This is a genomic window from Roseobacter fucihabitans (assembly GCF_014337925.2).
Taxonomy (GTDB): Bacteria; Pseudomonadota; Alphaproteobacteria; order Rhodobacterales; family Rhodobacteraceae; genus Roseobacter; species Roseobacter fucihabitans.
On sequence record NZ_CP143423.1, the window covers coordinates 2,787,583 to 2,807,405 of the forward strand.

Annotated in this window: 23 protein-coding genes and 1 riboswitch; of the genes, 7 read left to right on the top strand and 16 right to left on the bottom strand. The window is 58.5% G+C overall.

All coding sequences use genetic code 11. The features are described from left to right. Positions 1-93: 93 nt before the first annotated feature. Positions 94-1,314, top strand: a complete 1,221-nt coding sequence (locus tag ROLI_RS13615) for a bifunctional alpha/beta hydrolase/OsmC family protein (protein WP_187431259.1) — start codon at positions 94-96, stop codon at positions 1,312-1,314. Positions 1,315-1,639: 325 nt separating this feature from the next. On the opposite strand, the gene ROLI_RS13620 is transcribed toward ROLI_RS13615, so the two are convergent. The 4 genes from ROLI_RS13620 to ROLI_RS13635 all read right to left on the bottom strand — a co-directional run bounded on the left by ROLI_RS13620 (position 1,640) and on the right by ROLI_RS13635 (position 3,575). Then, positions 1,640-1,888, bottom strand: coding sequence for a hypothetical protein (locus ROLI_RS13620; RefSeq protein ID WP_222869613.1), 249 nt, complete (start codon positions 1,886-1,888; stop codon positions 1,640-1,642). Positions 1,889-2,344: 456 nt separating this feature from the next. Continuing rightward, positions 2,345-2,950, bottom strand: a complete 606-nt coding sequence (locus ROLI_RS13625) for a biotin transporter BioY (protein WP_187431257.1) — start codon at positions 2,948-2,950, stop codon at positions 2,345-2,347. A gap of 75 nt (positions 2,951-3,025) precedes the next feature. Then, positions 3,026-3,442 (bottom strand): DUF6314 family protein, encoded by a 417-nt coding sequence (locus ROLI_RS13630; protein WP_187431256.1) that lies wholly within the window; start codon positions 3,440-3,442, stop codon positions 3,026-3,028. Next, a complete protein-coding gene (locus ROLI_RS13635; RefSeq protein ID WP_187431255.1) occupies positions 3,429-3,575 on the bottom strand; it encodes a hypothetical protein in 147 nt (48 codons plus the stop codon). Before ROLI_RS13635 ends, ROLI_RS13630 begins: the two co-directional genes overlap by 14 nt. A gap of 83 nt (positions 3,576-3,658) precedes the next feature. Between ROLI_RS13635 and purB the strand changes: the two genes are divergently transcribed. The 4 genes from purB (at position 3,659) to ROLI_RS13655 (ending at position 6,987) form a co-directional block, all read left to right on the top strand. Continuing rightward, positions 3,659-4,963: an adenylosuccinate lyase gene (gene purB, locus ROLI_RS13640; protein ID WP_187431254.1), complete on the top strand. Its 1,305-nt coding sequence runs from the start codon at positions 3,659-3,661 to the stop codon at positions 4,961-4,963. A 104-nt stretch (positions 4,964-5,067) separates the two neighbouring features. Continuing rightward, complete coding sequence (locus ROLI_RS13645) at positions 5,068-5,232, top strand: adenylosuccinate lyase (protein ID WP_187431253.1); 165 nt, start codon at positions 5,068-5,070, stop codon at positions 5,230-5,232. A gap of 99 nt (positions 5,233-5,331) precedes the next feature. Beyond that, positions 5,332-5,856: a hypothetical protein gene (locus ROLI_RS13650; RefSeq protein ID WP_187431252.1), complete on the top strand. Its 525-nt coding sequence runs from the start codon at positions 5,332-5,334 to the stop codon at positions 5,854-5,856. A gap of 63 nt (positions 5,857-5,919) precedes the next feature. Beyond that, positions 5,920-6,987 (top strand): FliG C-terminal domain-containing protein, encoded by a 1,068-nt coding sequence (locus ROLI_RS13655; protein WP_187431270.1) that lies wholly within the window; start codon positions 5,920-5,922, stop codon positions 6,985-6,987. Between the two features lie 117 nt (positions 6,988-7,104). On the opposite strand, the gene ROLI_RS13660 is transcribed toward ROLI_RS13655, so the two are convergent. Further along, positions 7,105-7,800 (bottom strand): thioredoxin family protein, encoded by a 696-nt coding sequence (locus ROLI_RS13660; RefSeq protein WP_187431251.1) that lies wholly within the window; start codon positions 7,798-7,800, stop codon positions 7,105-7,107. 228 nt (positions 7,801-8,028) lie between these two features. Here ROLI_RS13660 and acnA point away from each other — a divergent pair, with 228 nt between their 5' ends. Continuing rightward, a complete protein-coding gene (gene acnA, locus ROLI_RS13665) occupies positions 8,029-10,716 on the top strand; it encodes an aconitate hydratase AcnA (protein ID WP_187431250.1) in 2,688 nt (895 codons plus the stop codon). Between the two features lie 140 nt (positions 10,717-10,856). Here the strand turns inward: acnA and ROLI_RS13670 are convergent, their stop codons facing one another. The 11 genes from ROLI_RS13670 to yajC all read right to left on the bottom strand — a co-directional run bounded on the left by ROLI_RS13670 (position 10,857) and on the right by yajC (position 18,278). After that, the gene (locus tag ROLI_RS13670; protein ID WP_187431249.1) at positions 10,857-11,225 is read right to left on the bottom strand and encodes a hypothetical protein; all 369 of its coding nucleotides are present in this window, start codon (positions 11,223-11,225) and stop codon (positions 10,857-10,859) included. A gap of 184 nt (positions 11,226-11,409) precedes the next feature. Beyond that, positions 11,410-11,952 (bottom strand): DsbE family thiol:disulfide interchange protein, encoded by a 543-nt coding sequence (locus ROLI_RS13675; protein ID WP_187431248.1) that lies wholly within the window; start codon positions 11,950-11,952, stop codon positions 11,410-11,412. Further along, positions 11,945-12,100, bottom strand: a complete 156-nt coding sequence (ccmD, locus tag ROLI_RS13680) for a heme exporter protein CcmD (RefSeq protein ID WP_405049025.1) — start codon at positions 12,098-12,100, stop codon at positions 11,945-11,947. Before ccmD ends, ROLI_RS13675 begins: the two co-directional genes overlap by 8 nt. After that, positions 12,100-12,861 carry a heme ABC transporter permease gene (locus ROLI_RS13685; protein ID WP_187431246.1) on the bottom strand — a complete coding sequence of 254 codons (762 nt, stop codon included), beginning with the start codon at positions 12,859-12,861 and terminating at the stop codon, positions 12,100-12,102. The genes ccmD and ROLI_RS13685 overlap by 1 nt, the downstream gene beginning before the upstream one ends. 52 nt (positions 12,862-12,913) lie before the next feature. Continuing rightward, positions 12,914-13,570, bottom strand: coding sequence for a heme exporter protein CcmB (ccmB, locus tag ROLI_RS13690; RefSeq protein WP_187431245.1), 657 nt, complete (start codon positions 13,568-13,570; stop codon positions 12,914-12,916). Further along, on the bottom strand, positions 13,567-14,184 hold the full coding sequence (gene ccmA / locus ROLI_RS13695; RefSeq protein ID WP_187431244.1) for a heme ABC exporter ATP-binding protein CcmA: 618 nt from the start codon (positions 14,182-14,184) through the stop codon (positions 13,567-13,569). Before ccmA ends, ccmB begins: the two co-directional genes overlap by 4 nt. Before the next feature lie 42 nt (positions 14,185-14,226). After that, positions 14,227-14,580 carry an Mth938-like domain-containing protein gene (locus ROLI_RS13700; protein ID WP_187431243.1) on the bottom strand — a complete coding sequence of 118 codons (354 nt, stop codon included), beginning with the start codon at positions 14,578-14,580 and terminating at the stop codon, positions 14,227-14,229. A gap of 8 nt (positions 14,581-14,588) precedes the next feature. Then, positions 14,589-15,341 carry a sulfite exporter TauE/SafE family protein gene (locus ROLI_RS13705; protein WP_187431242.1) on the bottom strand — a complete coding sequence of 251 codons (753 nt, stop codon included), beginning with the start codon at positions 15,339-15,341 and terminating at the stop codon, positions 14,589-14,591. Beyond that, entirely contained in the window at positions 15,334-16,302 is a 969-nt protein-coding gene (secF, locus tag ROLI_RS13710) for a protein translocase subunit SecF (RefSeq protein ID WP_187431241.1), read from the bottom strand. The genes ROLI_RS13705 and secF overlap by 8 nt, the downstream gene beginning before the upstream one ends. A 1-nt stretch (position 16,303) precedes the next feature. After that, on the bottom strand, positions 16,304-17,965 hold the full coding sequence (secD, locus tag ROLI_RS13715; protein WP_187431240.1) for a protein translocase subunit SecD: 1,662 nt from the start codon (positions 17,963-17,965) through the stop codon (positions 16,304-16,306). 34 nt (positions 17,966-17,999) lie between these two features. Further along, entirely contained in the window at positions 18,000-18,278 is a 279-nt protein-coding gene (gene yajC / locus ROLI_RS13720) for a preprotein translocase subunit YajC (RefSeq protein WP_187431239.1), read from the bottom strand. 830 nt (positions 18,279-19,108) lie between these two features. After that, a riboswitch (TPP riboswitch) is annotated at positions 19,109-19,221 on the top strand. Between yajC and ROLI_RS13725 the strand changes: the two genes are divergently transcribed. Then, complete coding sequence (locus ROLI_RS13725) at positions 19,215-19,823, top strand: YkoF family thiamine/hydroxymethylpyrimidine-binding protein (RefSeq protein WP_187431237.1); 609 nt, start codon at positions 19,215-19,217, stop codon at positions 19,821-19,823. Its footprint overlaps the riboswitch before it by 7 nt.

Sequence of the window (19,823 nt, forward strand, 5' to 3'; positions counted from 1 at the left end):
CGCCCCGCGGCGTCACCTCCGCGTGAAGAGACTGTCACAGACCTTGTCACCGCCTGGCAAGCCCCCCACTCTGTCAGCCAAAGGAGCACTGCCATGCCTACCGAACGCATCACTTTTCCCGGTCATGATGGATCGACACTGGCCGCCCGGCTGGATCTGCCGGATGGTCCCCATCTGGCCACGGCGATTTTTGCGCATTGCTTCACCTGCGGCAAGGACATCCCCGCCGCGCGGCGCATCGCGGCACGCCTGTCCTCCATCGGTATTGCCGTGCTGCGTTTCGACTTTACCGGGCTTGGTCATTCGGGTGGCGAATTCGCCAATACCTCCTTTAGCTCGAATGTGGACGACCTGATCGCGGCACATGGGTATCTGGCCGAACGCTCCATGGTGCCGTCCCTGATCATCGGCCATTCGCTGGGCGGTGCGGCGGTTCTGAAGGCGGCAGCCCTGCTTGACACGATCAAGGCGGTCGTAACGCTGGGGGCCCCCTTTGATCCGGGCCATGTGACGCATAACTTTGCCGATGCCTTGCCAGAAATCGCGGCTCAGGGTGTGGCGGAGGTGTCATTGGGCGGGCGCCCCTTCCGGATCGGCCAGGCCTTCGTCGAGGATGTCGCGCAGGAGGAATTGACGCCCGCCATTGCCAAGCTGAACGCTGCCCTTTTGGTATTGCACGCGCCGGGCGACGAGATTGTTTCGGTTGAAAACGCCAGCCGGATATTTCTGGCGGCGAAACACCCCAAGAGCTTTGTGACACTGGATACGGCGGATCATCTGATCACCCGCGCGGAGGATGCCGAATATGCCGCTGACGTCATAGCCACCTGGGCGCGGCGCTATATCGCGCTGAAGCCCCCCGCCCCGCCACCGGGCGCGCCCGAAGGCGTCTTGCGTGTATCAGAGGCCGATAAATCGGGGTTCCTGACCGATATCACCTCCTCGGAGGGGCACCATCTGTTGGCGGATGAACCCATGGCCTATGGCGGCAGCAACAAGGGGTTGAGCCCTTATGGATTGCTTTCCGCCGGGCTTGGGGCCTGCACGTCGATGACCATTCGGATGTATGCGCGCCGCAAGGGCTGGCCGCTGGATCATGTCTCCGTCGACGTCAGCCACAACAAAGTGCACGCACAAGACGCCGACACCACCGTGGGTGAAAAGATCGACACATGGCGCAGGCGGATTTGCCTGAGTGGCAAGCTGAGTGAGGAACAACGCACGCGCCTGTTGGAAATCGCCGATAAATGCCCGGTGCATCGCACCTTGGAACGCAGCTCGACCGTCATCACCGAATTGGCGCAGCCCGCCTGACACCGCCCTTTGAAGCCGCCTGCCGGTCTGTAGATCGGGGCGCTTGGGCGGTGCGGGCGCGAGAAGCCGGGATCGATTGGCCAGTTGGGCCGCACGGGTCGATCCGGGCGGTTGGGTCTGTCTGGACGTACCGGGCACTCGGGGTGGTTCGCCGCGACGGGGCGGGCGTTGCCGTAGTATTAGTCATTCCACAAAACGGCATCGCAATAGACGCTACCACCGCCACTGACGCCGACTGGGGTACAGGCCGACAACCCCAAGCCCGCGCCTGTCAGTACAATCATCAAGTAGAGGTTTCTTACGCTCAATCGCATTGACTTTATACCTAATGTATAGATTTAAGATAATTCAACAACGCATTGATATTACTTATAACATTGACATCTTCACCCGCCTCGAACACGCCGACACTAACGGCGACGCGCCCGTTTGGCATGTCGATCGTGATTGCCGTGAAGTCGAGCGACTTTCCTTTCCGATGCCCTGTTCCTGAAAACGTCTGCGCGGGTAAACCGGCCACGCAACGCGATTTTATCGCCTTGACGCTGGCGTCCTTGACCAGAAACGCGCCCATCTCCGTGAGGTAGCCGCGGGCCGCCTCCAGCGTGCTAACGTCATGGGGCGAAATGAAGCCGACCCAGATTCCATCATTCTCTTCCGGACACAAGCCCAGCAGACGCGAGACATCCCGCCGCTCTTGGGCATCCGGTCGCCTCAGATCGCGTATGCCCCCGGTGCGTATGGACCAGAAGTCGGGAACCTCGATTTCAAACAGAGGGGTGTCGCCATCCTTGTAGACAAGCGGGGTTCCCGCAATGGCATCTTACGGGAGCAAGAGCATCCCCCCGATCAGGACAAGTGCTTTGAGAGAGGCCGCCGGTATTCGCATGGGCGCAGTCCTTGATTTGGCCGGGGCTGGCGCGAGAGGATCACTTCGCGTTGCCACACAGGAGAGCGCAAGCCAGTCGGCATACAAAAAAAGCCAGAGCGCGAGCTCTGGCTTTCCATCGTTTCAAAAAAGTTGCAAGCCTTAGCGGCGTGCGGTGCCAACCAGCTTCCACACCGCAGGCAGCAAGGCCGCGGCAAGTGCGAGCTTGAGAAAGTCACCGATTAGAAAGGGTGTGAGACCCCACGCGAGGATCGGCTGGTCCCAACCGTACAAGTGACCAAGCCACAACAGGCCCGGTACATAGAGCAGCACATTCCCGATCAGCATGGCCAGAGCCATCCAGACAACGGAACGGTCCCAGCCGCGCGCCGCGAGCAGTCCAAGCATGATGGTCGCCATGACGTATCCCAAAAGATAGCCACCCGTGCTGCCCATCATATAGGCTGTGCCATTCAGCTCTGCTGTGGAGCTTTGAAAGATGTCAAAGCCAAGCGCGCCGATGATCATATACCCCAGAATGGTCGCCAAACCGAGCCGCGGGCCATAGGCGGCACCAATGGTCAAAACCGCAAATGTGCCCATGCTCATCAGAACCGGCGAGCCTGGCACAGGCACTTTGATTTTGGCCATAACGGCCAGTAAAGCGATGCCGAGCACGACCAGAACGGCCTGTTTGATGCGCCGCGCAGTGCCTTCGTTCGGCCCGAAGGTCTCTGCCAGAACGGAATGAGAAGCGGACAATTGCATGGGGGTGTGTCTCCTGTTGAGAATAAGTTGCGTCATGAATGCCGCAGCAGCCGCAGCAGCGCAAGGCCTGTTGCGCTAACAGCGGTGGTAGAGGCTCGCCAGCGTATAGGATTTTTTCGGCCCCACCACCCGCCAGATCACCTTGAAACGCGGCCATTTGGTGAAATCATAGGTGACGTCATAGGTGTCCGGGTCACACCAATGACGCGCATCCCCCCCCGCCGCCGGAACACGGTGAAAAAACCGCCCGTCCTCGAAATAGATGTCCAGATCGGGACCCCAATGATACCGCCGCTCCGCCTGCATCGGTGTCGCATGCGCCATCTCGAGAAGTCCGGTCTCCAGATAAGCCATCCCCAGACCGTCAGGCGTCCAGAGCGCCGTGCCCTCAAAGCGGGCCTGGCTCCCATCGTCATGGGTGATCTGGCGCGTGAGGTCCCATTTCCCCTCAAAATCTGCCAGCACGCGCGGTTTCAGGTCACGCTGCATCATTGCCGACCATCACACGCCCGCCCTGCCCCATAAAGCGGCGCGCGTCCCGCGTGCGGATGGCGTCTTCTTCCAGCCCTTGCCAGGTTTCACCCTGTGCTGTTAGCGGACAAACAACGCTCCCGGTGGCTTTCATTTCATCCCCTCTCGCCTTGTGGCTCTGCGCCGCGCAGTTTAAGAGCGCGCCAAGCCCAAGACAAATACCAAAAAGGTGAGCCGATGATCCCCCGCTATTCCCGTCCCGACATGGTTGCAATCTGGTCTGCGGAAACGAAATTCCGTATCTGGTATGAAATCGAGGCGCATGCCTGTGACGCGATGGCCGATCTGGGTGTGATCCCGCGCGCCAATGCCGAGGCCGTCTGGAAGGCCAGGGACGTTGAATTCGACGTTGCACGCATTGATGAGATCGAGGCCGTGACCAAACATGACGTTATCGCATTCCTGACCCATCTGGCGGAACATGTGGGCAGCGATGAGGCACGGTTTGTGCATCAGGGCATGACGTCTTCGGATGTGCTCGACACCTGTTTCAATGTGCAACTGGTGCGCGCCACCGACATTCTGATCGAGGATATGAAGGGGTTGCTCGCAGCACTCAAGCGCCGCGCGCTGGAGCATAAGGACACCGTGCGCATCGGGCGCAGCCACGGTATTCACGCCGAACCCACGACCATGGGCCTGACCTTTGCGCGGTTTTACGCGGAGATGGACCGCAACCTGAACCGTTTGCTAAAAGCGCGTTATGAAATCGCGACCGGGGCGATTTCCGGCGCGGTCGGCACATTTGCCAACATTGACCCGGCGGTAGAGGAGCATGTCTGCGCGAAACTGGGGCTGGAACCGGAACCGATCAGCACGCAGGTGATTCCCCGCGACCGTCACGCGGCGTTTTTCGCAGCCCTCGGCGTGGTCGGCTCCTCGATCGAAAACATCGCAACCGAAATCCGCCATATGCAGCGCACCGAAGTGCTGGAGGCGGAGGAGTTCTTTTCCGCCGGGCAAAAGGGCTCCTCGGCCATGCCGCATAAGCGTAACCCGGTGCTGACGGAAAACCTCACCGGGCTGGCGCGGTTGGTGCGCATGGCCGTGGTGCCGGCGATGGAAAACGTCGCCCTCTGGCATGAGCGTGACATTTCGCACTCCTCGGTGGAGCGCAATATCGGCCCCGATACCACGATTACGCTGGATTTTGCGCTCGCGCGGCTGACGTCGGTCGTGGACAAGCTGGTGATCTATCCCGACAACATGCTCGCCAATATGAATAAATTCCGTGGTCTGGTGATGAGCCAGCGCGTGTTGCTGGCCCTGACGCAGGCGGGTGTGAGCCGCGAGGATGCCTATAAGTTGGTGCAGCGCAACGCGATGAGGGTCTGGGAAGAGGGCAAGGATTTCAAAACCGAACTTCTGGGGGATACGGATGTGTTGGCCGCGCTGAGCGCCGAGGAGATCGAAGAGAAGTTCGACATCGGATATCACACCAAACATGTCGATACGATCTTCAAGCGGGTGTTCAAGGATTGAGCGTTTTTATGCGTCGCGCAGACCGGCGTGCATGAGAATCGTCATTTTTGTTGACCGAAAGTGCCGGGCTGCTACTTTAACGGTATCAACAAAGGAGAACCGCAATGACGATCAAGACTTTGGCCGCCGCGGTGGCCCTAACACTGACACCCGTATTGGCCTTTGCTGGTGGGTGTAACTACGGCAAAGAAAAAGTGACCATGTCCTGTGCCGCCGGCACCAGTTATGACGCCGCCTCCGGGACCTGCGTCACCGGCGTTACCAGCTAAATGCAGAGAATTTTATTCAATCACCCACGCGTGATTGAATAAAACACGCCCCTAACCCGTATACCCTGCATAAGATCTCTTCTGATAAGGAATTCTGGTATGATGCGGATTGCTCTGGGCGCGGCCCTTCTTTTTCCAACGACACTTCTGGCAGCCGGTGGCGGCAATGATGAGCCGCCGATCAAGCCTGCGATCTCCTGCGAGGGTGCGCAGGTATTTGACGAGCGCATAAGACGCTGCGTCGACTCCAAGGAAAGCAGCCTAGAGCGCGACCAGCTCTATCAGACCGTGCGACAGTTGGCCTATGCTGGCCGTTATGAAGATGCGCAGGTTGTCCTGAGCGCCATGGCGGCGGATGACCCTGGCCGGTTGACTTATATGGGTTTCACGCATCGCAAACTTGGTAATGTGGCGCTTGGGAACACGTATTATGAACGTGCGATTGCGCAGGATCCGGCCAATATCCTAGCGCGCTCTTACATGGGGCAAGGATTCGTGGCCAGCGGTGACATTGAGGCGGCCAAGGTCCAACTGCGCGCCATCCGCGCGCATGGTGGAACGGGGAGTTGGTCCGAAACATCACTGCGTAAGGCAATCGCGACTGGCGCAACTTACAGCTACTGATTTCAGCCAATATTTACCTTTATCTGGCAATCCTTGGAAAGACTTTTACCAAGGCGGATAATGATGACTGATATGGTTCCAATGGCGCCGTTTCCGGCCCTGCCGGGAATGGGAGACGCCGCACCCGTGACGCTGAGCCGACGCGCAAAAGCGGCAATTGTTGTGCGTTTGCTGCTGAATGAGGGGGCCGAAATTCCGCTCGAAGACCTCCCCGAAGATCTTCAGGCGCATCTGACCAAGCAAATGGGTTCCATGCGGCTGGTGGATCGGGCCACGCTTGCCAGTGTCGTGTCAGAATTTGCCGATGAATTGGAGAATATCGGCTTATCCTTTCCGGGTGGCATGGCGGGCGCGCTCGACTCCCTTGACGGTCGTATTTCCAAACAAACCGCGACCCGGCTGCGCAAGGAGGCGGGCGTGCGCCAATATGGCGACCCCTGGGCCCGGTTGAAGGACATGGGCGTGGAAAAGCTCCTGCCGGTCCTGGAAAACGAAAGCATCGAAGTCGCCGCTGTCTTGCTGTCCAAGATCAATGTGGCGCGCGCCGCAGAGCTGTTGAGCAAATTGCCCGGACCCAAGGCGCGTCGGATTACCTATGCCGTCTCCCAGACCAGCGCCGTCACGCCTGATGCGGTGGATCGAATCGGTATTTCGCTTGCAACGCAATTGGACGCCGAACCGCTTAAGGCCTTTGACAGCGGACCGGTGGAGCGCGTGGGGGCCATTTTGAACTCAGCAAAATCCATAACCCGTGATGATGTCCTGGAAGGGTTGGATGAAACCGATGCCGGATTTGCCGATCTGGTCCGTAAAGCAATTTTCACTTTCGCAAATATCCCCCAGCGTATTGCCCCACGAGATATTCCACGCGTCATTCGCGAGTTGGAACAGGAACAGCTTTTGACTGCATTAGCCGGTGCAGAAGCAGCTGGTATGAAACTCTCTGCGGATTTTATTCTGGAAAACATGTCCGGTCGCATGGCCGATCAACTGCGCGAAGAAATGGGCGAAAAAGGGACCGTCAAAACCACAGAGGTCGAGGAGGCCATGGCATCCATCGTTTCGGTCATCCGCGAAATGGAAACTACGGGCGAGTTACTGCTTGTTGTGGAAGAAACCGACGACGGCTAACACAGCCCCGGCACCGATCTCAGCGTTGCAGCCCCGCGTGGCAAAGACCGCCTCGTGCGTATCACTCTCTCTGTGGATCGTATGAAGCCGACGCCACATCATACCGCTCGCCGCTTCTCACCTGATGCGCGCCGCTGCCACAATCGGCCCCATCTCGGTGCTTTGGATCAGCACGACAACGGGATCATCGCCCGTGGCGATTGCGTTCATCGAAAACGGCGCGCGCCCGTCCCATTCCGCCAGGACCTTCCAATCTTGCGTCACATTCGCGTAGTCTATTGTTTTACCTGCGTTTTCACCGCGTGTTATCCGCGCCTCGCGGCGGGGTTTGTAACGCAGAATCTGGACCACCAACGGGCCTTTAACATCACGCAAGACCTGCGCCTCGATCCGCAGATCATCACCGGACTTTTGCAGCGAAACCGTAACACTGGCCGGCACCTCCTTGTGCTCTGCAATTGCCTTGGAAATTTCCATTGGTTTTGCGCCCACGATATCAGTCAACCCGTTTACGATCATTTCAGGGGTGTAGATCGAGCGCCGCCCCGCTGTCGTAGCATAGGCGCGTTGACGTTCAGCGTTTCTGGGGTCGGCGAATTCATCCTTCCAGCCGATGTAATCCCAGTAATCCACATGCAAAGCCAGCGCGATCACATCGTCGCGTTCGGCCAGCCCATGCAACAGCTCATCTGCGGGCGGGCAGGAGGAACATCCCTGTGACGTAAACAATTCAACGACAACCGGCGAATTCTGGGCCACAGCTGGCGCGCTGATCAGCCAAAAAGCCGCCAAAACGTAAGACAGTTTTTTCATGTGATTCCTTGCCAATCCGCCAACCTTAGAATGCATCCTAGAGCCGCGACGCTGCAATGACCAATCAAGGTTTGTTGAGAGAATGAGAGCAGAATAGACCAAATTCCCGCATACAGCGGTATACAACCGAATGCTCTTGCTGTGATTTGAGTTGAATTGCCCATCGCCTTAGGGCATTCAACCTCCAGTTCACAAGATGATCCAGCCCATAGCAAGAGGAACGCTTCCATGCCCATTACCGTTGGTCACGACACCTCGAAAACGCGCAAGACCCTGAATGTCGGCGCGCAAACCGTAGATTACTACTCGATCCCCGCCGCGACAAAAGCAGGCCTTGGAGATTTTTCAAAATTGCCCGCCGCGTTGAAAGTCGTGCTGGAAAACATGCTGCGGTTTGAGGACGGAAAGACGGTCACGACTGATGACATCAAGGCCTTTGCCGTTTGGGGTGCCAATGGTGGCAAGAACCCGCGCGAGATTGCCTACCGCCCTGCCCGCGTCTTGTTGCAGGATTTCACTGGTGTTCCGGCTGTGGTGGATCTGGCCGCGATGCGCGATGCCATCATCAGCCTTGGCGGTGATGCGGAGAAGATCAACCCGCTGAACCCGGTCGATCTGGTCATTGACCACTCGGTGATGATCGATGAATTTGGCAACCCTCGCGCGTTTCAGATGAATGTTGATCGCGAATATGAGCGCAATATGGAGCGCTATACCTTCCTCAAATGGGGTCAGAAGGCGTTCAACAATTTCCGCGTTGTGCCGCCCGGCACCGGCATTTGCCATCAGGTAAACCTTGAATATCTTGCGCAAACCGTCTGGACGGATACGGATCAGACCGGCGCGAATGTCGCCTATCCCGACACGCTTGTGGGCACCGACAGCCACACCACGATGGTCAATGGCGCCGCCGTTCTGGGCTGGGGTGTGGGTGGGATCGAGGCCGAAGCCGCCATGCTCGGCCAGCCGATCTCCATGCTGATACCCGAGGTCATTGGTTTCGAGCTGACCGGCACGATGATGGAAGGCACCACTGGTACCGACCTCGTGCTCAAAGTGGTTGAATTGCTGCGCGCAAAGGGTGTTGTCGGCAAATTCGTCGAATTCTACGGCGAAGGTCTGGACCGTTTGCCACTGGCAGATCGTGCGACCATCGGCAATATGGCCCCGGAATACGGTGCTACCTGTGGCTTCTTCCCGATCGACGGGGAAACTCTGCGCTACCTGCGCACCACAGGCCGGGATGAAGACCGCATTGCGCTGGTCGAGGCCTATGCCAAAGAGAACGGGTTCTGGCGCGGCGATGATTATGCGCCGATCTATACCGACACACTGCATCTGGACATGGGCACCATCGTGCCTGCGATTTCCGGCCCCAAACGGCCACAGGATTATGTGGCGCTCGATCAGGGCCAAACCGCCTTTCGCCGCGAAATGGAGGAGACCTTCAAACGCCCGATGGGCAAGGAGGTCGCCGTTGTGGGCGAGGATTACACCATGGAAAGCGGCAAGGTCGTGATCGCCTCGATCACCTCCTGCACCAACACCTCCAACCCCTATGTGATGATTGGGGCGGGTCTCGTGGCGCGTAAAGCGCGCGCGCTCGGCATGAACCGCAAGCCTTGGGTCAAAACATCGCTCGCCCCCGGCAGCCAGGTGGTTTCCGCCTATCTGGAAGCGGCGAATCTGCAAGAGGATCTCGACGCCATCGGTTTCAACCTGGTGGGCTATGGCTGCACCACCTGCATCGGCAATTCCGGACCGATCCAGAAAGAGCTTTCCGCCGCCATCGCCGAGGGTGATCTGGTGGCAACCTCCGTGCTCTCGGGCAACCGCAATTTTGAGGGCCGGATCAGCCCGGATGTGCGCGCGAATTACCTCGCCTCCCCGCCGCTGGTTGTGGCCTATGCGCTGGCCGGGACGCTGGACATTAACCTCGCGACGGATGTGATCGGACAGGACAGGGATGGCAATGACGTCTTCCTCAAGGATTTGTGGCCGACAAGTCAGGAAGTCGCGGAATTGGTCGAGCAGACCGTGACCCGCGAGGCCTTCCAGACCAAATACGCCGATGTCTTCAAAGGCGATGATAAATGGCAGGGCGTCGCGACCACGGACAGCAAAACCTATGACTGGCCAGTGTCCTCGACCTATGTGCAAAACCCGCCTTATTTCCAGGGCATGGGCAAAGAGCCGGGCACGATCAGCAACATCGAAAACGCCTCCGTATTGGCGATTTTGGGTGACATGATCACGACCGACCACATCTCACCGGCGGGGTCGTTCAAGGATACGACCCCTGCGGGCCAATATCTGATCGAGCGGCAAGTGCCGGTGCGCGAATTCAACTCCTACGGCTCGCGACGTGGTAATCACGAGGTCATGATGCGCGGCACCTTCGCCAACATCCGCATCAAGAACGAGATGCTGGACGGGGTCGAGGGCGGCTATACCAAGGGGCCAGACGGCAATCAGGCGTCAATCTATGACGCCGCGATGGCCTATCAGGAGGCCGGCACGCCGCTGGTGATCTTTGGCGGTGAGCAATACGGTGCCGGCTCCTCGCGCGACTGGGCGGCAAAGGGCACCGCACTTTTGGGCGTGAAGGCCGTGGTAGCGGAGAGTTTCGAGCGCATCCACCGCTCCAATCTGGTCGGGATGGGTGTCATTCCGTTTGAATTCACCGGTGGCGACACGCGTAAATCGCTGGGTCTGAGCGGGGATGAAACGGTGTCCATCTCGGGTCTGGATACGATCAAGCCTCTGCAAGAGGTGCCCTGCACGATCACAATGGCGGATGGTGCGGTAACAGAGATCACCCTGAAATGCCGGATCGATACCGCGATTGAGATCGAATATATCGAACACGGCGGCGTGCTGCACTACGTCCTGCGCAATCTGGCGCAAGCCGCCTGATTGCGGATTATCGGTAAAAACCAAGAAGGCCCGGAGTGCGATTCCAGGCCTTTTTTCTTGATCGGGCCGTTTTGAACACCAACTGAACGATGACTCCCAGCCTAATTTAGCATCCAAAGGTTAGACTTGGATTTGTACGGTTATTTTAACGACAATACTGTCGATTGACCTTTTCCTTGGTCGCGTGTCAGGCGCATACTATTGCCGTCAATTTCAACAGTCTGACAATTAGTGCCAGTTTCTTTCTTATTGATAACAAGATTTCGGCAGTAGAACCCCTTACTGAAGACCCAATTACCCGCGTATTTCCCCTGTTTCTTGAGCTTTCCATCCGTTTTGCCGTTAGCGTGGATCATAGCTGTGCCGCCATCCCATTCGATTTTCTTGCCGACGACCAATGCGGTAAACTCCTCAGCTGATTTGATCCGTTTGAAATTGCCGGCTAACGCAGGTAGAGCGCTGGTTGTTACGAGTACGACGACTGAAATTGCGAAAATTGAAGTGCGCATGAATGTTTCCTTTATAGTTGCTGGCCTCTGGACTAATAGAAATTAATGTCCCTATTGAGTTGCCAACGATGAAAATGATCTGTTCATATAATGCAGAGCGAAACACTACTTTCATTTTCTGTCAACCGGAACGATTTCAACTGTCACCAAGTTTTCCTGAACCTCACTTTAGTCATTAACGCTTTCACTCACCTTGCATCGCCGCATTGAGCGCGGGTAAAAACCGCTGTTCATAGTCACTGCCAACCAGAGGGCCTGCGAAGCGGAACAAAACCGTACCCTCGGCGTCCAGGATGAAGGTTTCCGGCGGCGCGGTCACGCCCCAGTTGATTGCGGTGCGCCCTTGTGGGTCAAATGCGACGGCGGCAAAGGGGTTGCCGTCATCATCCAGATACGACGTTGCGGGTCCTTCTTTGTCCTTGAAGTTCACGCCGATTATCGGCATGCCCTCCCCGGCCATTTCCAACAGCTTGGGGTGTTCGGCGCGGCACGGCGGGCACCAGCTGGCCCAGAAATTCACCAGCGTCACCTCCCCGGTCGCCATGGCCTCGGGCGTCACGGGCGGGTAATCGCCAAGCGCGACGGATGTGATCTCTGGCGCGCTCTGGCCGATCATGGTGGATGGTAGTTGGTTTGGGTCATCGCGAAACATACCGACCCCGGCCATGGCGACGAAGGCTGCAAAAATCACCGGCGGAGCGATCATCAGAGGCGAGATTTTAGCCATTTGGCTTGATCCTTTTTTCGACGCTTTCCAAAGCTTCGCGTGCCGCACGCCCCCGGCGCAGGGTGAAGATTACCAGCAACAAAAGCAACAAGATCGTGCCCCCATAAGCGGAGAGCACAGCATCGGCGTATTTTCCCAGATCAGGCATCATGCGCGCACCTCACGGGCTTGCAACGCGCGGGTGCGGCGCAGGCGGATTTCGGTGCCGGTCCGGTAGAGGACCAGAGCGAAAAACAGCAACACGAAACCGGCGATGCAGACCAGAAGCGGGAAGTAGAAAACATCCGCAACGTTTTCTTCCTTGTCCAAGCTCAATGAGGCCCCTTGATGCAGCCCCTGGTTCCAGAAGTTTACCGCATAGCGCGACAGCACGGCAAAGACAGAGCCGACGAGACATAACACGGACGTAAGGTCAGCCGCCGTATCCGGGTCCTCGATCGCCGACCACAGGGCGATGTAGCCGAGGTAAAACAGGAACAGGATCAGGAAGGAGGTCAAGCGCGGGTCCCAGGCCCACCAGGTCCCCCACATCGGCTCGCCCCAGACCGCACCGGTAAAAAGCGCGATCAGCGTCATGACCACACCCACCGGGGCGGCGGCCTTGGCCGCGAGGGCAGAGACGTGGTGGCGCCGGATCAGCCAGATCAGTGAGGCCACCAGCATCATGAACCAGGCGTTAATGGCCATCAGGGCGGAGGGGACGTGGAGGTAGATGATCTTGACGGTCGAGCCTTGCCGGAAATCGTCAGGCGTGAAGAAGAAGCCCCAGATCAGCCCCACAACCAGACAGATCGCCGACAGCACCCAAAGGGTGGGCAATATCCGTTGGCTGAACCCCAGGAATTTCACAGGGTTGGCGTAGCTCCAGAAGCCCGAGGGGCGTTTGGGTGTGTGATCGCTTACTGACATGGGATTGATTTAAGCCCTCCTGCGGTCCGGCTCAATGGGCAAATCGTCTCGCTCACCGCAAGTTCACCCGCAAAGCGGCGGCAGAGGCAAAGGGCATGATCGCAATCACGCCCGCAGTGATCCCCGCCAGCATCAAAAGCGGTGTGGTGGCGTCCATGCCGGTCGCGCCCCGGCGCGCGGCTTCGGCCCCGAAAATCAGCGTCGGCACATAGAGCGGCAGCACCAGCAGGGACATCAGCAAGCCGCCGCGTTTAACCCCGACCGTGAGGGCCGCGCCAAAGGTGCCGATCACCGAGAGCGCAGGCGTGCCGAGCAGGAGCGAGAGCACCAGCCAGCCATAGCCCGGTGTGGGCAGGTTGAGCAGGATGCCGAGAACGGGTGCGGCCAGCACCAGCGGCAGCCCGGTGCTGATCCAATGCGCCAGCGCCTTGATGCTGAGGCCTGCCTCCAGTGGCAAGGGCGAGGTCGCCAGCAGATCGAGCGTGCCGTCCTCCCAATCCAGCGCGAGCAGGCGATCCAGCGACAGGAGGCACGCCAGCAAAGCCCCGAGCCAGAGTATGCCCGGTGCAATGCGCGACAACAGGTCCGAGTTTGGCCCGACGCCAAAAGGCACCAGCACGGTCACGATGAGGAAAAACGCAAGGCCGAGGCCAAAACCACCCCCTGCGCGAAAGGCCAGCATCAGGTCGCGTTTCAGGAGCGCCTTCACAGGAAGGCCTCGTCGCTGGCACCAGCGCGTGCGTCCAGGGCGGCGCGATATGGCGTGACGTCAAACACCTCCGCCTCAAGGCCAAGGTCGATGTGCGTGGCGATCAACGCCGAACCGCCCGCCCCAAGATGCGCGCTCACCGCAGAGGCAAATTGCACAACCGCATCCACGTCCAGCGATACCGTGGGTTCATCCATCATCCAGATGGGACGCCCGGTCACCAGCATGCGCGCCAGCCCAAGGCGGCGTTTTTGCCCAGCTGACAGCGTCCCGGCCATGCGGTCCCTGAGAGGGGACAGGGAGAAAGCCGCAAGGGCGGGTTCGATGTCACCCTGGCCAAAAACATCCGCCCAGAAGCGCAGGTTTTCCGTGACCGTGAGCATGGATTTCAACCCATCGGAATGACTGGAATAGGCGATACTCTCCTCAGCTGCCTCGATATGCCCGCTCAAAGGGGGCTGCAACCCGGCCAAGGTGCGCAGCAGCGTGGTCTTGCCCGAACCATTGGGACCGCGCAGGATCAGCGCCTGCCCCGGCACAAGCGCAAAGGAAAGCCGATCGAGCACCGGAACACCGCCACGCGCCACGCAAAGATCACGGATCGTTAATGTCATAGCGCCAGCGTTAACCGATTGAGGCCGCGCACAAAAGCCCGATCAGACAGGAAGGAGCGCCAGAGCAATGCGGCGCCCCTCGCTCAAGAGCACATTATAGGTGCGACAGGCCGCCGGGGAGGCCATGATCTCGACCGCGATCCCGGCCTCCTCCAATGCATCACGCACAGCCGCGGGTAAGTGCGCGATTTCCGCGCCAGTGCCGATGAAAAGGACGTCAATCTCGTCCTTGAGCGCGACAAGAGCGGCCAGATCATCATAGCCGTCCCATGCAACCGTGCCGCCGGATCCGGTCAGCACCGGGCTGTGAAACACCTCTCCCCCGATGCGGAAAAAACCTTTGCCATAGCCTTCAACAGGTTTGGCATCGGTAAATGTTATCTCATTCAGGCGCATGTCCTCTCCTACTTCCAGATTGGCAGGCCAATAATAGCCGAAAGTGCAATCACAAGGTAGGCCACGCGGCGAAAAATCACCTCTGCATTCGGATTGAAAAGCCGCGCACCAATCATATTGGCGATCACATTGGGAATGCCCGCCATCAAGCCGAGCAGCGCGATTTTCCATACAAACAGATCAAGCACGAAGAACACCGCGATCATCACCACGTCAATGGCCAGCAGATAAAGCAGAAAATTCGCCCGTATGACGGCGATGGGCAGGCGGCTGGACATGTAGAGCATGATCACCGGCGGGCCCGGCACCCCGGCGAAACCGCCCATGAAACCCCCAAGCCCCCCCGTCACAACCGTCAGTTTTGGGGTCAGTTCGCCCTTGTAACGCCAACCGGTCATCAAAAGCGCCAGCAGAATACCCACCGAGATCGACACCACCCAGCCAAAGAAATTCGCGTCCATAACCGACAGGCAGAGGATCCCGATGGGCACGGTGATCACCGCACCGATCATCAGACGGGCGACATCACGCGGCGCGCCCTCACGCCAGGCGGCGGGCAGATTCGGCAAGGGGCCGAGGAGTTCCGCCATCATCATGAAGGTCACAGCCGCGACCGGGGACAGCACGGCGGAGGCGACCGGCATGATGATCATCCCGCTGCCAAAGCCTGCAAAACCGCGCACCAGGCCAGCCGCAACCACCCCCATCATCAGCCAAAGAAGCCCGTCTGTTTCGAAAACGCCTGCGAGCGCCTCAAGCATCTATGTTGGCGTATTGGTTGCCGGAATTGGCATCCGGCTTGGACCAGTCGCGTTTGACGCCGAGATACAGCAGGGCTGCGGAGGCCACAAAAATGGAGCTGTATGTCCCCACGATCACGCCCCAGATCATCGCGAAGACGAAGCCGCGAATGACGTCCCCCCCCAGCACGAAGAGCGCGATCAGCGCCAGCAATGTGGTCACGGAGGTCATGAAGGTCCGGCTGAGCGTTTCGTTGATCGAGATGTTGAGCACCTCGTTCAGCGGGCGTTTCTTGTATTTTCGCAAGTTCTCGCGCACCCGGTCAAACACCACCACCGTATCGTTGAGCGAATAGCCCACGATGGTCAGCAGGGCGGCGATGATCGCCAGATCAAACCGGATTTGCAGTTCCGAAAACACCCCGATGGTCAGGATCACATCATGCACCAGGGCCAGCACGGCACCGAGCGCGAATTGCCATTCAAACCGCAGCCAGATGTAGATCAGCACCGCCCCGATAGCGAGCACCACGGCAATGGCTGCCGTCTGGATCAATTCGCCGGATACTTTCGGGCCAACCGATTCCACCGAAATGAATTTGATATCGGGCCGCACGGTTTGCAGTACCTGTTCGACCGCCACGATCACTTCGGTGGTGACCGCTTCCTGACCGTCCTGCGCCTGAATACGGATCATCGCGACGTTTTGATCCGGTGCAAAAGTGGGATCGAACACTTCAGTGATCGATACGTCGCCCAGTTCCAGCGTGGCAATCGCATCGCGGTAAATGCCGATCTCGACCGGCAGCGGGCTTTCGGTCCGGATCGTGGTGCCGCCGCGAAAATCGATGCCGTAATTGAGGCCCTGGAGCAGGAATGAGGCAAAAGCCACCACCATCATCAACCCCGAAATACCCAGCCAGAGTTTCCAGCGTTTGAAGAAATCGAAACTCGTGTTCTGCTTGACCAGGCGCAAACGCATATCAGACCTCGATTGTTTTGGGGCGGCGGCGCTCGAACCACATCACGATGATGAGGCGCGTCACGAAGATCGCGGTAAAGACGGAGGTCAGGATGCCCAGACCCAGCGTGATGGCAAAGCCACGCACCGGCCCCGAGCCCATCGCAAACAGGATCACCGCCGTGATGAAGGTGGTGATATTGGCGTCCAAAATTGCGCTGAGCGCCTTTTCATAGCCCAACTCGATGGCGCGCGCGGGTCCTTTTGCGGTCTTGAGTTCCTCGCGGATCCGCTCGAAAATCAACACATTGGCATCTACCGCCATCCCCACCGTCAAGACGATCCCGGCAATGCCCGGCAGTGTCAGCGTCGCGCCTACAAGGCTCAGCAGGCCAAAGATCAGCCCGATATTGATGATCAGCGCAACATTGGCAAAAAGACCAAAGAGCCCGTAGCTGAGCGCCATGAAAACCAGCACCGCGCTGAAGGCCACAATGGTGGCAATTTTACCCGCGTCGATGCTGTCTTGCCCCAGTTCCGGCCCGATGGTGCGCTCTTCGAGGAACTCGAGCCCCGCAGGCAAAGCACCGGCGCGCAGCAGAACGGCCAGATTGGTCGATTCCTCAATGCTGAAACGTCCGGTGATGATGCCCGACCCGCCCGGAATATGGCTTTGGATCGTGGGCGCGCTGACGACTTCATCATCCAGGATGATTGCGAAGGGCGAGCCGATGTTTTCCGCTGTATAGTCACCAAATTTACGCGCACCGGTTGAATTGAACCGGAAATTCACCGCCGGGCGGCCATTCTGATCAAAGGCGGGCTGCGCATCCACCAGTTCCTCACCGGTCACAACAGCCGCGGATTCGATCACGTAAAATGTACCGGGTTCATCGAGCGACGGCACGACCCGATTGCCAATTCCGGGGGCGGCACTGCCATCCGTGCCGCGTGAAACAACCGGGTTGAAGGTCAGCTGCGCCGTGGTGCCGATGATCTCTTTCAACTCGCTGGCCGAGCCGACACCGGGGACCTGAATGAGGATCCGATCCGACCCCTGCCGTTGGATCGTGGGCTCGCGGGTGCCGACCTCGTCGATACGGCGGCGAATGATTTCAAGGCTTTGCTGGACGGTACGCTCATCCGTGGCGAGTTTTTCAGCCTCCGAAAGGGAGACAATGATCAAATCATCCTGCGCGCGCACCTCTATGTCATTGGCCCCGACCCCGGTAATCGTCTGCACCGGGCGCGCGAGTCCGCGCACAACTTCCATGGCCCGCGCCATGCCTTCAGGCTGGCTGACGCGCACACGCACCTCGTCTTCAGGCGAGGGTTGCAGACGGATCGTACCGATCGTTGCGCGTTCTGGGCGCAGAGCGTCGCGAATTTCCGGCCAGGCGGCCTGCATGCGGGCGGCATAAACGTCGGCCACCTTCACCTCGGCCAACAAATGCGCTCCCCCACGCAGATCAAGGCCAAGGTTCACCAACCCCGAAGGCATCCAATCCGGCCAAAGCGCACGGTCCGCGCTCACCTGCGCCGTCCCGCCGCTCAATTCAAATGCTGCGATTGCATCATTGTGCTTTTCAACATTGGTGTAAAAGGCATTTGGCAGCGCCAACCAAAGGCCGACCGCACAGGTCAGCCAGATAGTGATCCGCTTCCAGAGATCAATTTGCAGCATTAAAGACGCCTTTTCAACGTTTTACTTGGCGTATTTACTTAGCCGGTTCAGTCTTGGACATCACCGTGGCAATGGTCGATTGAATAACACGAACCTTCACGCCATCCGCAATTTCCAGTTCCAATTCGCCGTCATCCTTGACCTTGGCCACCTTGCCAACGATGCCACCCTGGGTAACCACCTGATCGCCACGGCGCAGAGCGGAAACCATCGCCTGATGCTCCTTCACTTTCTTTTGCTGCGGACGGATCAGCAGAAAATACATGATCGCAAAGATCAGGATGAGGGGCACAAATTGCGCAAATGCTTCCATTGAGAGGGTCCTTCCGGGTAGGGCGCGCAGTCACGGTCATGTGGCGCGAATTTCGCCGGAACCTATGGGTTGGCAGTGAGGTTTGCAAGAGAGGCCGTGCAGGATTTGCGTTTCGCGTTCCGCAGATGGAAACCGCGTTGGTAAACATATTGTTTAATGCCACTTTTACGGGTGTTTTGTCATGCTAAAAGCCATGATGATGGCCCCCGGTTTTGGATCCGATCTGGGAAGGCTATGGTCGTCTTTGCCCACAGGGGTCAAGGGCGCACCTGCCGATGCGGCGATCCAGCGGCAACCGTCCTGCTGTCGTGTATATTCGTCGCCCTCCCGGCCCTCGCGTCGGTTTGAGAGGAACAAAAAGTCTTTCCACATTCTCTCAAAGCCGAACCGAGATTTCGCATCGCCTGGTTTTGGAAATGTTCTGGACGACCTGGCGCGTTTTGATGTTCTTTACGGGCGATCTTTGGAACATCTATTTTCGGTCCGTATTTAACTTCGGCGGCAAGGCTAAGCCGCTGTGTTTTTACGCTGGATATTTGGGGATGCCTGTTCCGGCCGGCCCCCGGCTGGGAGGGGAGTGGTTCTGACGTAAAGCAGCAGTTCTAGGACTAAGATAACGCCCCTTCAAAGCGCACTCATCGCGCGGCACCAAAACCCGCACATACACCCCGAACCGCGATTTTCCTTTTGCCGAGCCTGCCGCGTCCGATGAAGAGCCACCGTACGGCAAGCAGCCATCGTCCCAATCGCTTGCACCCTTCCGTTAGATGCGATTGTCGGTCGCACCCGCTCGGTTGGGGTTGCATTCGCTGCGTTTATCTGTGAAACGTGCATTACCACAGGGGAGCCGCGTTACGCCGCGGCTGAGATGGGGGCGCAAGCCCACGGACCCTCAAAGCTGATCTGGATAATGCCAGCGTAGCAAGGAGGACAGAAATGTTTGCAGGCGCACAAGTTTCCCTTTACCCGATGGCCGACGGTTTCGTTGACATCATCCTCTCTTCGCTCAGCGCACTAGACCCCTGGCGGGATAGATTGCGGATCGAAACAGACGATATCTCGACCCTGATCGTCGGCCCGCCAGAAGTGTTATTTCCCGCGCTGCACGATCTGTATGTTGCGGCGGCAGCCTCTGGCGCGCATCTCGTGTTACGCGCCACCTTGTCGCGGGGCTGCCCCGGTGAACCCGATGATCCGATCTGCCAAACGGGCGCGTTGGCCAATCCGTCCGAGCCGTTGGTGTCACGCCAGCAGAGTGCCCTGACAGCCCTTGCCGCAACGCCTGAGACGGGCCAAGCGACAGATGCGCAGTTTTCGCTTTATGTCATGGGGGCGGGTGATCACATGGCCGAAATCATGGGCTGCATTGATTTTCTCAAGCAAAGCGGCACGTTCGATCGGTCCAAGAATTTTTGCACGCGCCTGACGGGTGACGCGGGTCCGGTGTTTGCCACGCTCCAGCAGGCGTTTTGCCAGTTTGGCCCCCCTGTTGGCCATGTCACGATTGATTTGACGGTCTCCGCCAACAGCCCCTCCAAGCGCTGA

Coding starts and splice junctions, on each gene's coding strand:
- purB (WP_187431254.1), top strand. CDS start 3,659: ATGATCCCCCGCTATTCCCGTCCCGACATGGTTGCAATCTGGTCTGCG.
- ROLI_RS13705 (WP_187431242.1), bottom strand. CDS start 15,341: ATGCTTGAGGCGCTCGCAGGCGTTTTCGAAACAGACGGGCTTCTTTGG.
- ROLI_RS13700 (WP_187431243.1), bottom strand. CDS start 14,580: ATGCGCCTGAATGAGATAACATTTACCGATGCCAAACCTGTTGAAGGC.
- ROLI_RS13725 (WP_187431237.1), top strand. CDS start 19,215: ATGTTTGCAGGCGCACAAGTTTCCCTTTACCCGATGGCCGACGGTTTC.
- ccmA (WP_187431244.1), bottom strand. CDS start 14,184: ATGACATTAACGATCCGTGATCTTTGCGTGGCGCGTGGCGGTGTTCCG.
- ROLI_RS13625 (WP_187431257.1), bottom strand. CDS start 2,950: ATGCAATTGTCCGCTTCTCATTCCGTTCTGGCAGAGACCTTCGGGCCG.
- ROLI_RS13675 (WP_187431248.1), bottom strand. CDS start 11,952: ATGGCTAAAATCTCGCCTCTGATGATCGCTCCGCCGGTGATTTTTGCA.
- ROLI_RS13655 (WP_187431270.1), top strand. CDS start 5,920: ATGACTGATATGGTTCCAATGGCGCCGTTTCCGGCCCTGCCGGGAATG.
- ROLI_RS13635 (WP_187431255.1), bottom strand. CDS start 3,575: ATGAAAGCCACCGGGAGCGTTGTTTGTCCGCTAACAGCACAGGGTGAA.
- ROLI_RS13685 (WP_187431246.1), bottom strand. CDS start 12,861: ATGTCAGTAAGCGATCACACACCCAAACGCCCCTCGGGCTTCTGGAGC.
- ccmD (WP_405049025.1), bottom strand. CDS start 12,100: ATGCCTGATCTGGGAAAATACGCCGATGCTGTGCTCTCCGCTTATGGG.
- acnA (WP_187431250.1), top strand. CDS start 8,029: ATGCCCATTACCGTTGGTCACGACACCTCGAAAACGCGCAAGACCCTG.
- ROLI_RS13615 (WP_187431259.1), top strand. CDS start 94: ATGCCTACCGAACGCATCACTTTTCCCGGTCATGATGGATCGACACTG.
- ROLI_RS13670 (WP_187431249.1), bottom strand. CDS start 11,225: ATGCGCACTTCAATTTTCGCAATTTCAGTCGTCGTACTCGTAACAACC.
- ROLI_RS13660 (WP_187431251.1), bottom strand. CDS start 7,800: ATGAAAAAACTGTCTTACGTTTTGGCGGCTTTTTGGCTGATCAGCGCG.
- ROLI_RS13620 (WP_222869613.1), bottom strand. CDS start 1,888: ATGGGCGCGTTTCTGGTCAAGGACGCCAGCGTCAAGGCGATAAAATCG.
- secD (WP_187431240.1), bottom strand. CDS start 17,965: ATGCTGCAAATTGATCTCTGGAAGCGGATCACTATCTGGCTGACCTGT.
- secF (WP_187431241.1), bottom strand. CDS start 16,302: ATGCGTTTGCGCCTGGTCAAGCAGAACACGAGTTTCGATTTCTTCAAA.
- ROLI_RS13630 (WP_187431256.1), bottom strand. CDS start 3,442: ATGATGCAGCGTGACCTGAAACCGCGCGTGCTGGCAGATTTTGAGGGG.
- yajC (WP_187431239.1), bottom strand. CDS start 18,278: ATGGAAGCATTTGCGCAATTTGTGCCCCTCATCCTGATCTTTGCGATC.
- ROLI_RS13645 (WP_187431253.1), top strand. CDS start 5,068: ATGACGATCAAGACTTTGGCCGCCGCGGTGGCCCTAACACTGACACCC.
- ROLI_RS13650 (WP_187431252.1), top strand. CDS start 5,332: ATGATGCGGATTGCTCTGGGCGCGGCCCTTCTTTTTCCAACGACACTT.